The sequence below is a fragment of the Kitasatospora sp. DSM 101779 genome, from assembly GCF_025655475.1.
Taxonomy (GTDB): domain Bacteria; phylum Actinomycetota; class Actinomycetes; order Streptomycetales; family Streptomycetaceae; genus Kitasatospora.
Genome location: NZ_JAHTIK010000001.1, coordinates 6,225,845 through 6,239,495, shown reverse-complemented (window position 1 = coordinate 6,239,495; position 13,651 = coordinate 6,225,845). Strand labels below are relative to the sequence as shown.

Annotated in this window: 14 protein-coding genes and 1 pseudogene; 12 read left to right on the top strand and 3 right to left on the bottom strand. The window is 72.4% G+C overall.

Annotated features, from left to right (window positions below; genetic code table 11):
* Nucleotides 1–398, top strand: a pseudogene (locus tag KSNIM_RS28390) (hypothetical protein); the annotation flags it as partial.
* 138 nt (nt 399–536) lie between these two features.
* On the opposite strand, the gene KSNIM_RS28385 reads toward KSNIM_RS28390, so the two are convergent.
* The 3 genes from KSNIM_RS28385 to KSNIM_RS28375 all read right to left on the bottom strand — a co-directional run bounded on the left by KSNIM_RS28385 (nt 537) and on the right by KSNIM_RS28375 (nt 4,079).
* Nucleotides 537–1,571 carry a LacI family DNA-binding transcriptional regulator gene (locus tag KSNIM_RS28385; protein ID WP_263105960.1) on the bottom strand — a complete coding sequence of 345 codons (1,035 nt, stop codon included), beginning with the start codon at nt 1,569–1,571 and terminating at the stop codon, nt 537–539.
* Nucleotides 1,572–2,104: 533 nt separating this feature from the next.
* Complete coding sequence (locus tag KSNIM_RS28380; protein ID WP_263105959.1) at nt 2,105–2,374, bottom strand: DUF5133 domain-containing protein; 270 nt, start codon at nt 2,372–2,374, stop codon at nt 2,105–2,107.
* A gap of 334 nt (nt 2,375–2,708) precedes the next feature.
* Nucleotides 2,709–4,079 (bottom strand): YihY/virulence factor BrkB family protein, encoded by a 1,371-nt coding sequence (locus tag KSNIM_RS28375; RefSeq protein ID WP_263105958.1) that lies wholly within the window; start codon nt 4,077–4,079, stop codon nt 2,709–2,711.
* Nucleotides 4,080–4,303: 224 nt separating this feature from the next.
* Here KSNIM_RS28375 and KSNIM_RS39170 point away from each other — a divergent pair, with 224 nt between their 5' ends.
* From KSNIM_RS39170 to KSNIM_RS28325, 11 genes are all read left to right on the top strand, one after another.
* Entirely contained in the window at nt 4,304–4,387 is an 84-nt protein-coding gene (locus tag KSNIM_RS39170) for a putative leader peptide (RefSeq protein WP_317634116.1), read from the top strand.
* A 190-nt stretch (nt 4,388–4,577) separates the two neighbouring features.
* Nucleotides 4,578–6,302 (top strand): nitrite/sulfite reductase, encoded by a 1,725-nt coding sequence (locus KSNIM_RS28370; protein WP_317634064.1) that lies wholly within the window; start codon nt 4,578–4,580, stop codon nt 6,300–6,302.
* Nucleotides 6,299–6,496 (top strand): hypothetical protein, encoded by a 198-nt coding sequence (locus tag KSNIM_RS28365; protein ID WP_263105957.1) that lies wholly within the window; start codon nt 6,299–6,301, stop codon nt 6,494–6,496. The genes KSNIM_RS28370 and KSNIM_RS28365 overlap by 4 nt, the downstream gene beginning before the upstream one ends.
* Nucleotides 6,493–7,191: a phosphoadenylyl-sulfate reductase gene (locus KSNIM_RS28360; RefSeq protein ID WP_263105956.1), complete on the top strand. Its 699-nt coding sequence runs from the start codon at nt 6,493–6,495 to the stop codon at nt 7,189–7,191. The genes KSNIM_RS28365 and KSNIM_RS28360 overlap by 4 nt, the downstream gene beginning before the upstream one ends.
* A gap of 56 nt (nt 7,192–7,247) precedes the next feature.
* Nucleotides 7,248–7,829, top strand: a complete 582-nt coding sequence (gene cysC / locus KSNIM_RS28355; protein WP_263108141.1) for an adenylyl-sulfate kinase — start codon at nt 7,248–7,250, stop codon at nt 7,827–7,829.
* Nucleotides 7,826–8,764: a sulfate adenylyltransferase subunit CysD gene (gene cysD / locus KSNIM_RS28350; protein WP_263105955.1), complete on the top strand. Its 939-nt coding sequence runs from the start codon at nt 7,826–7,828 to the stop codon at nt 8,762–8,764. The genes cysC and cysD overlap by 4 nt, the downstream gene beginning before the upstream one ends.
* A 1-nt stretch (nt 8,765) precedes the next feature.
* Nucleotides 8,766–10,085, top strand: a complete 1,320-nt coding sequence (locus KSNIM_RS28345) for a sulfate adenylyltransferase subunit 1 (protein ID WP_263105954.1) — start codon at nt 8,766–8,768, stop codon at nt 10,083–10,085.
* A gap of 253 nt (nt 10,086–10,338) precedes the next feature.
* Nucleotides 10,339–11,487 carry an aliphatic sulfonate ABC transporter substrate-binding protein gene (locus tag KSNIM_RS28340; RefSeq protein ID WP_263105953.1) on the top strand — a complete coding sequence of 383 codons (1,149 nt, stop codon included), beginning with the start codon at nt 10,339–10,341 and terminating at the stop codon, nt 11,485–11,487.
* A gap of 133 nt (nt 11,488–11,620) precedes the next feature.
* Nucleotides 11,621–12,430 (top strand): ABC transporter ATP-binding protein, encoded by an 810-nt coding sequence (locus tag KSNIM_RS28335; RefSeq protein WP_263105952.1) that lies wholly within the window; start codon nt 11,621–11,623, stop codon nt 12,428–12,430.
* Nucleotides 12,417–13,316 carry an ABC transporter permease gene (locus KSNIM_RS28330; RefSeq protein ID WP_263105951.1) on the top strand — a complete coding sequence of 300 codons (900 nt, stop codon included), beginning with the start codon at nt 12,417–12,419 and terminating at the stop codon, nt 13,314–13,316. The genes KSNIM_RS28335 and KSNIM_RS28330 overlap by 14 nt, the downstream gene beginning before the upstream one ends.
* A gap of 11 nt (nt 13,317–13,327) precedes the next feature.
* Nucleotides 13,328–13,651, top strand: a 324-nt coding sequence (locus KSNIM_RS28325) for a CbiX/SirB N-terminal domain-containing protein (protein ID WP_263105950.1), incomplete at its 3' end; no start/stop codon positions are given.

Below are 13,651 nucleotides of genomic sequence, written 5' to 3'. Positions count from 1 at the left end.
GCGCCGCAGCGGCCGCGGCCCTCACCGGAGCGCCGGCGCCGGCCTGCCCCGCGCCCGCCACGGCCGCCGCCTGCACGAAGGCGGTGTACGCCACCGACCGGGCCGGCAACACGCTCACCGGCCGGGGCGACCTCAGCCGCGACTGCAGCGGCACCGTGGGCGGCTACGACTACGTCAAGATCGAGCGCTGGTACGGCTGGGAGTTCATGGGCGGCAACCCGGCCGACAAGAGCGGCTCGAACACCGCGACCGCGACGGCCGCCGGCGGGTGCTACGCCTACCGCACCACGGTGGACAGCGCCGACGACATCGTCGGCGGGTACGGCGCGGGCGTGAACACCCGCCAGGTCGGTACCACCGTCGACGGGCGGAAGATCGACCGCTTCCGGGTCACCTGAAGCTCGGGCACCAGGACGTACTGCCGCTGATCGCCCACGACCCCGGCCCGCCGGTACGGCCGGCAGGTCGAGGCCGCCCGGGGCGCACGAGGTCCCGGGGCGGCCCGCCCGAGCCCCGCGGCCCGTCCGGCCGTGCGGTCAGGCGAGCCCGCGGGCCGGGCCGGTGGAGCGGCGCAGGACCATCTCCGGGGCGACCAGGACGTGGCTGCGGGCGTGCCCCACGCCGGCCACTTCCTCGACGAGCAATTCGAGGGCGCGGCGGCCCAGTTCACCGAAGTCCTGGCGGACGGTGGTGAGCGGCGGAGTGAAGTAGGCGGACTCCGGGATGTCGTCGAAGCCGATGACGCTGATTTCTCCGGGCACCGGGCGGCCCGCCTCGTGGAGTGCCCGGAGCAGGCCCAAGGCCATGTGGTCGTTGGCGCAGAAGACGGCGGTGACCTCCGGGTCGGCCGCGATCCGCAGGCCCGCCTCGTACCCGGACCGGGCACTCCAGTCACCGCTGTAGACCTGCGGCACCGGGGCGCCGGCCTCCTCCAGCGTCCGGCGCCAGCCGTCCAGGCGGTCCTGGGTCTCTAGCCAGCCGGCCGGACCGGCGACGTGGTGCACCGTGCCGTGGCCGAGGTCGAGCAGGTGGCGGGTGGCGGCGGTCGCGCCGGTGAGGTTGTCGACCGCGACCATCGGCACGCGCGAGCGGCTGCCGGAACCGACCGCGACGACCGGGACGGAGCTGGAGAGGCGGGCCACCGCACCGACCGCGGAGATCTGCGGGGCGATGACGGCGACGCCCTCGACGCCCTGGTCGCGGAGGCGGTCCACCGCCTCCTGGACGGAACGGGCGTCCAGCGAGCGGAGACTGGCCACGCTGACGAAGTAGCCTGCGCTGCGGGCGGCCTGTTCGATGCCGTCGAGCATCGAGGCCGGGCCGTAGAGCGTGCTGGCGAAGCTCACCACACCGAGCGTCTGGGAGCGGCGGGTGACCAGCGCCCGGGCGGCGGAGTTGGGACGGTAGTCCAGCTCCCTGATGGCGGCGAGCACCTTGTCGCGGGTGCCGGGCCGCACGTGCGGGGCGCCGTTCAGGACGCGGGACACGGTCTGGTGCGACACACCGGCGAGCTTGGCGACGTCGGCCATCACGGGCTGTCGGGGATCCGTCCCGGCAGTCTCACTTCCCACTCACAGCCCCCTTGTCGGCGCAGAGCCAGATGCGGCTGCAACTGTCTCACGAGTGCGGAAGGGAGTGTAATTGTTTGCGTTCACATGGCAAGCGGGAGGATGGCCGCGGCGGGAGCATGGACGGCACGGCCGGGACGGCTGCTACGGCCGGGACGGCAGCCAGGGAGAACGGGACGGCACGGCCGGGAAACGGACGCAGCACGGCCCGCACGGCCACTACGGCCGACGACGACGCAGCCCCCGAACCAGGACGACGCGACCAGGAACCGATGACCGGCCGGCCGCCACGGCCAGGACACCGCCCACGGAGAACCGGCCCACACGGCCGGGAAACGGACGCAGCACGGCCCGCACGGCCAGTACTGGCGACAATGGCACGGCCCAGGGCCGGGACGACCCGGCGGGGAGGCGGAGGCCACGTGGCCGGCACGGCCCTCGAACGCCGCGGGGGAACCTGGTCGGCCCCCGTCCAGGGCTCCCTCCGGCGCGGGGCTCCTGGGCGGGGGCCGGGTCTCACTGCCGGCCCTGCGCCGCTATGCGGCGACCACGGGCTCGGGCGCCACCGCGGCGGGTTCGACCCGCACCGCCGGCGTGACGGCGGTGTGCGACGCGCTGTGCCGGGCGAGCAGCCGGCGGGCCCGGGCGAGGGCCTGCAGGGGGTCGCGGACGCCGGTGTACACGCAGACGGTGTAGAGGGCGTCCTCCCGGCGGCGCCGGACGACTGTGTCCGGCGCGCCCACATCGGCGAGCGCGTCCAGCTCCGCAACCAGCGCACCCAGCACGACGTAGTTGATCAGCGGCATGGGTCAACTCCCTCTGTTCAAGGACGGACGGACCGGTTCCGCATCCTGCTCGCGCGGCTACCCGCCCGTTCGCACGCCAAGCCAGGCTCCTTCGAACGGATGCACGATCTTCACAGTTCCCCCACCTTGTCGACATGTCCTCGACCAATGTGCGGCCGACCGGACGCAGGGGCTCACCCGAGACACCGGCGCGCCCTCCCCGCCGGAGGGCCCGACACGTGCGGCCCGCCACATGCGGCCCCACACCTGCGGTCCGGCACGGGCAGGTGGCCGGACCGATGAACGCGGCCAGACCCGGGCAGGCAGCCGTGCGCGAACGCCGGACGCCGAAGCACTACCGGCTGTCCCAGGGCGTGCGGGGCGACTGCAGCGGTGGGACGGGGGGCATCGGGGGTGGGGGCGGCGGGTACAGCTGGTCGGGCTGGTGGACGGACTGGGGCGGGTGCGGGTGGTGGTGCGGGGAGGACCGCGGCGGCACGGTGGGGCGATCGGTGTCGGGCGGGGGCGGCGCCTGCCTGCGGCGGGCGCCGCCGCCGAGGATGCGGCGCAGCAGGCTGTTCGGCGGGAGGACCTCGGCCCAGCGCTCGGGGTACTCGGAGGGGACGCCGTCGTCGTCGTCCTCCTCCTCGTCCTCCTCGCCGCCGTCGGCGAGTCCGAGCTCGCGGACGAGCTGGGCGCGCTGGAGGGCGCGGCGGGCGGCGGCCTCGCGGACGACGGTGGCGGCGGCGGCCTCGCTGACGCGCTCGTTCTCGGCGCGGGCGTCGGCGGTCTCGACGCTCGGCCAGCGGCGGTCGATGGCGGCGTTCATCGCTGCGCCGATGAGAACGGCGAGCGCCACCACGAAGATCCACAGCAGCACGGCGACGGGCGCGGCGAGCGAGCCGTAGACGGTCGGGCCCTCGACCGAGCTGACCAGGTAGACGCGGAGCAGCACGCTGCAGACCACGAGCACGAGCAGGGCGACCAGGGCGCCGGGGATGTCCTCGCGCCAGGGCGTGTTGGCGGGGACGGCGACGTGGTAGAGCGTGGTGAGGAAGATCACCAGGAGCAGGATCGCGGCGGGCCAGTAGAGCGCGTTGACCAGCCCCGCCGAGTTGGGCAGGGCGCCGATCACCAGGCCGGGGCCGGCGACGAGCAGCGGCAGGACGAGCGAGCCGATGACGAGGGCGCCGAGGTAGAGGCCGAGCGACATCAGGCGGGTCTTGACGATGCCGCGCTTGCCGTCGAGGCCGTACATGACGGTGATGGTGTCGATGAAGATGTAGAGCGCCCGCGAGCCGGACCAGAGCGAGAGCAGGAAGCCGATCGAGATGAGGTCGGGTCGGCCGTTGTCGAAGACGCTGGTCAGCAGGGGTTGGACGATCTGGTCGACCGAATCCGGTGAGAGCACCGTTTCGGATGCCGAGACGACGTCGTTCTTCAGCTTGTCGATGGTGCCGGCGCCGAGGATGTCGTCGAGGTAGCCGAGCGTGCCGGCAAGGCAGAGCAGCAGCGGCGGGATCGACAGCAGGGTGAAGAAGGCGGCCTCGGCGGCGAGGCCGGTGACGCGGTACTCGACGCAGGTGTCGGTGGTGTCCTTGAGCAGGGCCCACAGGGTCTGGCGCCAGCCGTTGCGGCGGGCGCGGCGGCGGCGGCCTCTGCGGCGCGGGGGCCGGTCGTGGGCCTGGCCGGGGGTCTCCCGCGGATTACTGCCTGCTGCTTGCACGCCCCTACCGTACTGGGCGGTGTCCACTCCTCCGCGCACGCGCGCGTAGGGGGCTCCGGGAGGCCCGCGGACGGCCCGTCAGGGGCGCAGGAAGCGGCACCCCGGTACGATCCGCACCGCTGTGACGACGGGGTATTCACCACTCATCCCACGATGCGAAACAACCGCGTCCAAAATGCGGACGTTAGTGGACCGAGGGTCGTTCGCCGTGCGAATCTCTTGCCATGCCAAGCGCCGGAGCCACCCTAGTAGGTCGACTGCACGTCGATCTCCTCCGCGTGTCCAGCGCCATCTGTCCGGTGACCTGAGCCCTACCCCCGCCGCCACCACGGCACCGGCGCCGGCACCTCGCGAATCCCCGCCGACGCGGATGCGCGGGCGCCCTCCGGCCAGCGTCACTGCACCCTGACGCCTGCTGCAACAGCGCAGGTCAGAGCAGTTGCGTGCCCGGGGATGCCGAATCCCTCATCAGAGCCAGCTGCCTAAGGACGAGACACCATGGCCCCTACCCCCGAACCGGTCGAGCCCACGGTCGCCGGCGCCCCCGTGCGCCGCCCCGCCGCCGCCCGCAAGGTGACCCGCCACCGCGGCGAGGGTCAGTGGGGCATGGGCCACTTCACGCCCCTGAACGCCAACGAGCAGTTCAAGAAGGACGACGACGGTCTCAATGTGCGGACACGCATTGAGACGATCTACGCCCACCGCGGCTTCGACTCCATCGACCCCGCCGATCTGCGCGGCCGGATGCGCTGGTGGGGCCTCTACACCCAGCGCAAGGAGGGCATCGACGGCGGCAAGACGGCCGTCCTCGAACCCCACGAGCTGGACGCCGAGTTCTTCATGCTCCGCGTGCGCGTCGACGGCGGACAGCTGACGGTCGCCCAGCTGCGCGCGATCGCCGAGGTCTCCGAGCTGTACGGCCGCGGCACCGCCGACCTGACCGACCGGCAGAACGTCCAGTACCACTGGATCCGGATCGAGGACGTCCCGTCGATCTGGCAGAAGCTGGAGGCCGTCGGCCTGTCCACCACCGAGGCCTGCGGCGACACCCCGCGCGTCATCCTCGGCTCGCCGGTGGCCGGCATCGCCGAGGACGAGATCATCGACGGCTCGCCCGCCATCGCCGAGATCCAGCGCCGCTTCATCGGCAACAAGGACTTCTCCAACCTGCCGCGCAAGTTCAAGTCGGCGGTCTCCGGCTCGCCGCTGCTGGACGTGGCGCACGAGATCAACGACATCGCCTTCGTCGGCGTCGTCCACCCCGAGCACGGCCCCGGCTTCGACCTGTGGGTCGGCGGCGGCCTGTCCACCAACCCCAAGCTGGGCGTCCGCCTCGGCGCCTGGGTGCCGCTGGAGCAGGTCCCGGACGTCTACGGCGGTGTGATCGGCATTTTCCGCGACTACGGCTACCGCCGGCTGCGCAACCGCGCCCGGCTGAAGTTCCTGGTCGCCGACTGGGGCGCGGAGAAGTTCCGCCAGGTGCTGGAGGACGAGTACCTGAAGACCAAGCTGGTCGACGGCCCCGCACCGGCCGAACCGGTCGCCCGCTGGCGCGACCACGTCGGCGTGCACCGGCAGAAGGACGGCCGCTACTACGTCGGCTTCGCCCCGCGCGTCGGCCGGGTCAACGGCAAGATCCTCGGGCAGATCGCGGACCTGGCCGAGCAGCACGGCTCCGACCGGCTGCGCACCACCGCCGAGCAGAAGATGATCGTCCTCGACGTCGCCGAGGACAAGGTCGAGTCGCTGGTCGCCGGTCTGGAGGCGCTCGACCTGCAGGTCAGGCCGTCCACCTTCCGCCGCGGCACGATGGCCTGCACCGGCATCGAGTACTGCAAGCTCGCCATCGTCGAGACCAAGGAGCGCGGCCGCACCCTGATCGACGAGCTCGAGCAGCGCCTGCCGGACTTCGACGAGCCGCTCACCATCAACATCAACGGCTGCCCCAACGCCTGCGCCCGCATCCAGGTGGCGGACATCGGTCTCAAGGGCCAGCTGGTGACCGACGACAACGGCGAGCAGGTCGAGGGCTACCAGGTTCACCTCGGCGGCGCGCTCGGACTGGAGGCCGGCTTCGGCCGCAAGGTCCGCGGCCTGAAGGTGACCAAGGACGGCCTGGCCGACTACGTCGAGCGCGTGCTGACCCGCTACCGGGCCGAGCGCCACGAGGGCGAGCGCTTCGCCCAGTGGACGGCCCGCGCCACCGAGGACCAGCTCTCGTGAGTGAGAGAGCGGCTCCGTTCCACTGCCCGTACTGCGGCGACGAGGACCTGCGGCCCTCGGAGGCCGGGCACGGCTGCTGGGAGTGCGCCTCCTGCCGGCGGGCCTTCCAGCTGAAGTTCCTGGGCCTGCTGCGGCCCGACGGCACGACGACGAGTACGACAGGCACCGGGCACACCGAAGGGGGTGGCGAATGAGCACCACGACCGACTACGAGGCGCTGGCCACCGCGGCCGCCCGCGACCTGGAGGACGCGACCGCGCAGGAGATCCTGCGGTGGGCCGCCGACACCTTCGGCAAGCGGTTCTGCGTCACCTCCTCGATGGAGGACGCGGTCGTCGCCCACCTCGCCTCCACCGTGCTGCCCGGCGTCGACGTGGTTTTCCTGGACACCGGCTACCACTTCGCCGAGACCATCGGCACCCGGGACGCGGTGGCCGCGACCATGCCGGTCAACGTCATCACGCTCACCCCGAAGCTCACCGTCGCCGAGCAGGACGCCCAGTACGGGCCGAACCTGCACGACCGCGACCCGGACCTGTGCTGCTCGCTGCGGAAGGTCGAGCCGCTGAACCGCGGCCTCGGCGCGTACGACGCCTGGGCGACGGGGCTGCGCCGCGACGAGTCGCCGACCCGCGCCAACACCCCGGTGGTGGCCTGGGACCCCAAGCGCCGCAAGGTGAAGCTCGCCCCGATCGCCCGCTGGACGCAGGACGACGTCGACGCGTACGTCCAGGCCAACGGCGTGCTGCTCAACCCGCTGCTGTGGGAGGGCTACACCTCCATCGGCTGCTCGCCGCTGTCCTGCACCGCCAAGCCCGGCGAGGGCGAGGAGGGCAGGGCCGGCCGCTGGGCCGGCTCGGGCAAGACCGAGTGCGGCATCCACCTCTGACCAGCCACCAGACCGACGAGACCTCAGGAGACACCACCGTGACGACAGCCGACACCCTGGCCGCCGGGGAAGCCGCAGAGGCGGCCCGCGCGGCCGTCCCCTGCGAGCGCGGCGCCACCGTGTGGCTGACCGGGCTGCCCAGCGCGGGCAAGACCACCCTGGCCTTCGCCCTGGCCGAGCGCCTGCGCGCCGAGGGCCACAAGGTCGAGGTCCTGGACGGTGACGAGATCCGCGAGTTCCTCTCCAAGGGCCTCGGCTTCACCAAGGAGGACCGGCACACCAATGTGACGCGGATCGGCTTCGTCGCCGAGAAGCTGGCCTCCAACGGGGTCAAGGTGCTCGCCCCGGTGATCGCCCCGTACGCGGACTCCCGCACCGCCGTCCGCGAGCGGCACGCCGCCAACGGCACCGACTTCCTGGAGATCCACGTCGCCACCCCGGTGGAGCTCTGCGCCGAGCGCGACGTCAAGGGCCTGTACGCCAAGCAGGCCGCCGGCGAGATCTCCGGTCTCACCGGCGTCGACGACCCGTACGAGGCACCGCAGGACCCGGAACTGCGCCTGCAGACCCAGGGCCGCGCGGTCGCCGAATCCGCCGCCGAGCTGCACACCTTCCTGACGACAAGGGGCCTCGCATGACGACCGCCACGCACAGCCTCCTGGACACCCAGGAGAACCCGTACGCGCTGTCGCACCTCGACGCCCTGGAGGCGGAGTCGGTGCACATCTTCCGCGAGGTGGCGGGCGAGTTCGAGCGGCCGGTGATCCTCTTCTCCGGCGGCAAGGACTCCATCGTCATGCTGCACCTGGCGCTGAAGGCGTTCTGGCCGGCCGCGATCCCCTTCTCGCTGCTGCACGTCGACACCGGGCACAACTTCCCGGAGGTCATCGAGTACCGCGACCGCACCGTGGCGCAGCACAACCTGCGGCTGCACGTCGCCAGCGTGCAGGACTTCATCGACGACGGCCGGCTGCGCGAGCGTCCGGACGGCACCCGCAACCCGCTGCAGACCGTGCCGCTGCTGGACGCCATCGAGAGCAACAAGTTCGACGCCGTCTTCGGCGGCGGCCGCCGCGACGAGGAGAAGGCCCGCGCCAAGGAGCGCGTCTTCTCGCTCCGCGACGAGTTCGGCGCCTGGGACCCGCGCCGCCAGCGCCCCGAGCTGTGGTCGCTGTACAACGGCCGGCACGCGGTCGGCGAGCACGTGCGCGTCTTCCCGCTCTCCAACTGGACCGAGCTGGACGTCTGGCAGTACATCGAGCGCGAGGGCATCGAGCTCCCCGACATCTACTACGCCCACCACCGCGACGTGTTCAAGCGCGACGGCATGTGGCTGACCGCCGGCGAGTGGGGCGGCCCGAAGGAGAGCGAGCCGGTCGAGACCCGGCTGATCCGCTACCGCACCGTCGGCGACATGTCCTGCACCGGCGCCGTCGACTCCGACGCCGTCACGATCGCCGACGTGATCGCCGAGATCGCCGCCAGCCGCCTCACCGAGCGCGGCGCCACCCGTGCCGACGACAAGCTGTCCGAGGCCGCAATGGAAGACCGCAAGCGCGAGGGGTACTTCTAAGATGACCACCACTGCGGAGACCACCGCCACCTCGCTGCTGCGGTTCGCCACCGCCGGCTCCGTGGACGACGGCAAGTCGACCCTGGTCGGCCGTCTGCTGCACGACTCCAAGTCGGTCCTCGCCGACCAGTTGGAGGCCGTCGAGCGCGTCTCCCTGGGCCGCGGCCAGGAGGCGCCCGACCTGGCGCTGCTCACCGACGGCCTGCGGGCCGAGCGCGAGCAGGGCATCACCATCGACGTCGCGTACCGCTACTTCGCCACCGCCCGGCGCCGGTTCATCCTCGCCGACACGCCCGGCCACGTGCAGTACACCCGGAACATGGTGACCGGCGCCTCCACCGCCGAGCTCGCCGTCGTCCTGGTCGACGCCCGCAACGGCGTCGTCGAGCAGACCCGCCGGCATGCCGCCGTCGCCGCGCTGCTGCGGGTGCCGCACGTCGTCCTCGCGGTCAACAAGATGGACCTGGTCGACTACGCCGAGCCCGTCTTCGCCGCGATCGCCGAGGAGTTCACCTCCTACGCGGCCTCGCTGGGCGTCAAGGACGTCGTCGCGGTGCCGATCTCGGCGCTGGCCGGCGACAACGTCGTCGAGCCCTCGGCGCACATGGACTGGTACGGCGGCCCGACCCTGCTGGAGCACCTGGAGACCGTCCCGGTCGGCAGCGACCCCAGCAACGAGCCGGCCCGCTTCCCCGTCCAGTACGTGATCCGGCCGCAGACCGAGGCCCACCCGGACTACCGCGGCTACGCCGGCCAGCTCGCCTCCGGCGTGCTGCGGGTCGGCGACCCGGTGACCGTCCTGCCGTCCGGGCACACCACCACCGTCGCGGGCATCGACGCGCTCGGCCGGGAGACGGACATCGCCTGGGCCCCCCAGTCGGTCACCGTCCGCCTCGCCGAGGACATCGACGTCTCCCGCGGCGACCTGATCGCGGCCGGCCCCGCCCCGGTGCCCACCAAGGACATCGAGGCGACGGTCTGCCACCTGAACGAGCGGGCCCTGCGCCCCGGCGCGAAGGTGCTGCTCAAGCACACCACCCGCACCGTGCGCGCGCTGGTCAAGGAGATCTCCTACCGGATCGACATCGACACGCTCGAGCAGCGCTCCGGTGCCGACGGCCTGGAGGTCAACGACATCGGCCACGTGGTGCTGCGCACCGCCGAGCCGCTGGCGCTCGACAGCTACACCGACAACCGCCGGACGGGCTCGTTCCTGCTGATCGACCCGGCCGACGGCACCACCCTCACCGCCGGCATGGCGGGCGAGGCCTTCGACACCGTACGCGCCACCACCGAACCGATCGAGGAGGACTGGGTCTGATGCCCAGCGAGGCGTTCTCGGGCATGGACAAGGAAGGCGGCCGCATCGGCAGCGGCGTCCTCGGCAGCGGCCAGGGCGGCCTGACGCGATGTGGGGGCTGACAGGGGCTCCGACCCCCTGTCACCGGGCCGGTTCCTTCCCACAGCGGGCACCGGCCCGGCATGCCCGGCATGCGACATGCCGTCAGCACCACACCGACCGACTTCTTCCATCGGCGCTTCCCACGGCGCCCACCGTGAACGGGACGACTCCCATGGCACACGACTCCGCCACCACGCATACCTCCACCCGGTTCGGCAGCGGCCGGTTCAGACGGCCGGCCGCGGTCGCCGTCGCCGCGCTCACCGCCGCGGGCCTGCTCTCCGCGTGCAGCTACGGCTCCAAGAGCGAGGACAAGAGCGCGGCGGCGCCCGCCCCCGCCGCCTCCGGCGCGAAGCTCTCCGCGGACACCGTGAAGATCGGCTACTTCGCCAACCTGACCCACGGCACCGCGCTGGTCGGCCTCAAGGAGGGCCTGATCCAGAAGGAGCTCGGCGCCACGAAGATCAAGACCCAGATCTTCAACGCCGGCCCGACCGAGATCGAGGCGCTCAACGCCGGCTCGATCGACATCGGCTGGATCGGCCCCTCCCCCGCGATCAACGGCTACACCAAGTCCGACGGCAAGTCGCTGCGGATCATCAGCGGTTCGGCCTCCGGCGGCGTCCGCCTGGTGGTCAACCCCGACAAGATCAAGACCCTGGACGACCTCAAGGGCAAGAAGATCGCCACCCCGCAGCTCGGCAACACCCAGGACGTGGCGCTCCTCAACTACCTGGCCACCAAGGGCTACAAGGTCGACGCCGCGTCCGGCGCCGGCGACGTCAGCGTGGTGCGCACCGACAACAAGGTCACCCCGGACGCCTACAAGTCCGGCTCGATCGACGGCGCCTGGGTGCCCGAGCCGACCGCGTCCAAGCTGATCAGCCTCGGCGCCAAGGAGCTGCTGAACGAGAAGCAGGTCTGGCCGGACGGCAAGTTCGTCATCACCAACATCATCGTCTCGCAGAAGTTCCTCAAGGAGCACCCGGACGTGGTCGAGGCCGTGCTGCGCGGCTCGGTGAAGACCAACGCCTGGATCAAGGCCAACCCGGACCAGGCCAAGGCCTCCGCCAACGCCGCGATCAAGGAGGCGGCCGGCAACGCGCTGGACGCCGCGGTCCTCGACCCGGCGTGGAAGGACATCGAGTTCCTGGACGACCCGCTGGCGAACACCCTGCAGGCCGAGGCCGACCACGCGGTCACCGCGGGTCTGCTGAAGAAGCCGAACCTGGCCGGCATCTACGACCTGGCCCCGCTCAACAAGGTGCTGCAGGCCCAGGGCGGGACCGCCGTGGCGGACGCCGGACTCGGCGCCAAGTGAGCCGCACCCGATAACCCCGCGGTCCGCCCCGCCCCCGCCCAGTCGATGCCCAGTCACCGGGCGGGGCGGGGCCGGACCCCGGCCCCGAGAGCCACCAGCCAGCTGCCCGTCCACTCACGGAGGAGGTCCCCGGATGACCCCGGCACTGACCACCACGGAGCCCGCCACCACCAGCGCTGCCGACGCCGCGGCCGACCGGCCCGCCGTCCGCCTCTCGCACGTGCACAAGTCCTTCGGCCGTCCCGGTGCGGCCACCCCCGTCCTGGACGACATCAGCCTGGACGTCGCCCCCGGAGAGTTCGTCACCCTCCTCGGCGCCTCCGGCTGCGGCAAGTCCACCCTGCTCAACCTGGTGGCCGGCCTCGACAGGCCCACCGCCGGAGACATCGAGGTGCCCGGCGGCCGCCCGGCCCTGATGTTCCAGGACCACGCGCTCTTCCCGTGGCTGACCGCCGGCCGCAACATCGAACTGGCGCTGCGCCTGGCCGGCGTGCCCAAGGCCGAGCGCCGGGCCGAGGCCGAGCGGCTGCTGGAGCTGGTGCGGCTCGGCGGCGCGTACAAGAAGCGCGTCCACGAGCTGTCCGGCGGCATGCGCCAGCGCGTGGCGATGGCCCGCTCGCTCGCCCAGGGCGCCAACGTGCTGCTGATGGACGAGCCGTTCGCCGCGCTCGACGCCATCACCCGTGACGTCCTGCACGACGAGATCACCCGCATCTGGGCGGAGCGCAAGCTGTCCGTCCTGTTCGTCACGCACAACGTGCGCGAGGCCGTCCGGCTCGCGCAGCGCGTCGTCCTGCTGTCCTCCCGGCCCGGCCGGGTCGCCAAGGAGTGGCGAATCGACCTGCCCCAGCCGCGCCGCATCGAGGACTCCGGCGTCGCGGACCTGTCCGTCGAGATCACCGAAGAGCTGCGTGGGGAGATCCGCCGCCATGTCCAGCACTGACACCACCACCCTGGTCAAGGACCCGGGCACGGACACCGCGAGCGTCGAGGCCGGCCTGGACGCCCTGGACTCCGTCCAGATCCAGCGCACCCCGCTCGGCGAGGTGCTCCGCCAGAAGGTCCTGCCGCCCGTGCTCGGCGTGCTGCTCGTCATCGGCGTCTGGCAGCTCGCGTTCAGCCTGGAGCTGACCACCCCGGACAAGCTGCCCAGCCCGGCCGACGTCTGGTCCTCGCTCACCGACCTCTGGTACGAGGGCACGCTGTTCTCGATCATCTGGACCAGCGTGTGGCGCGGCATCTCCGGCTTCGTCGCCGCCGTCGTCATCGGCACCCCGATCGGCCTGCTGGTCGCCCGGGTCAAGCCCGTCCGCGCCGCGCTCGGCCCGGTGCTCTCCGGCCTGCAGTCGCTGCCCTCGGTCGCCTGGGTGCCCGCCGCCGTCATCTGGCTCGGCATCAACAACTCGGCGATGTACGCGGTCATCCTGCTCGGCGCCGTCCCGTCGATCGCCAACGGCCTGGTCTCCGGCGTCGACCAGGTGCCGCCGATCTACCTGCGGGCCGGCCGCACCCTGGGCGCCACCGGCCTGGCCGGCGCCCGCCACGTGCTGCTGCCCGCCGCCCTGCCCGGCTACCTGGCCGGCCTCAAGCAGGGCTGGGCGTTCTCCTGGCGCTCGCTGATGGCCGCCGAACTCATCGCCTCCTCCCCCGACCTGGGCCTCGGCCTCGGCCGCTACCTGGAGAACCAGCGCGAGTTCAACGACATGTCGGGCGTGCTGCTCGGCATCGTCCTGATCCTCGTCGTCGGCGTGGCGATCGACCTGCTGGTCTTCTCGCCGCTGGAGCGCCGGGTGCTGCGCAACCGCGGCCTGCTGGTCACCACCCGCTGAGGACGCCGACCATGCACACCGGTACCCCGCCCGTCCCCGCCCGCCACAGCGGGGCGGGCGGTCCCGCCCTGCTGCTGATCGCCCACGGCAGCCGCGACCCGCGGCACGCCGCCACCGTGGACGCGCTCGTCCACCGCGTCCGCGCGCTGCGGTCCGGACTCACCGTCGCCACCGCCTACCTGGACCACTGCGCACCGCGCATCCCCCAGGTCGCCGGCCGGCTCGGCGCCGCCGTCGCCGTCCCGCTGCTGCTCAACCGGGCCTTCCACGCCAAGAGCGACATCCCCGCCGCGCTGCGCGCCGCCGGCGCCGACCTGCCGCTCGCCGACGTGCTC

Coding starts and splice junctions, on each gene's coding strand:
- KSNIM_RS28360 (WP_263105956.1), top strand. CDS start 6,493: ATGAGCACCACGACCGACTACGAGGCGCTGGCCACCGCGGCCGCCCGC.
- KSNIM_RS28340 (WP_263105953.1), top strand. CDS start 10,339: ATGGCACACGACTCCGCCACCACGCATACCTCCACCCGGTTCGGCAGC.
- KSNIM_RS28370 (WP_317634064.1), top strand. CDS start 4,578: ATGGCCCCTACCCCCGAACCGGTCGAGCCCACGGTCGCCGGCGCCCCC.
- KSNIM_RS39170 (WP_317634116.1), top strand. CDS start 4,304: ATGCCAAGCGCCGGAGCCACCCTAGTAGGTCGACTGCACGTCGATCTC.
- KSNIM_RS28330 (WP_263105951.1), top strand. CDS start 12,417: ATGTCCAGCACTGACACCACCACCCTGGTCAAGGACCCGGGCACGGAC.
- cysD (WP_263105955.1), top strand. CDS start 7,826: ATGACGACCGCCACGCACAGCCTCCTGGACACCCAGGAGAACCCGTAC.
- KSNIM_RS28345 (WP_263105954.1), top strand. CDS start 8,766: ATGACCACCACTGCGGAGACCACCGCCACCTCGCTGCTGCGGTTCGCC.
- KSNIM_RS28380 (WP_263105959.1), bottom strand. CDS start 2,374: ATGCCGCTGATCAACTACGTCGTGCTGGGTGCGCTGGTTGCGGAGCTG.
- KSNIM_RS28335 (WP_263105952.1), top strand. CDS start 11,621: ATGACCCCGGCACTGACCACCACGGAGCCCGCCACCACCAGCGCTGCC.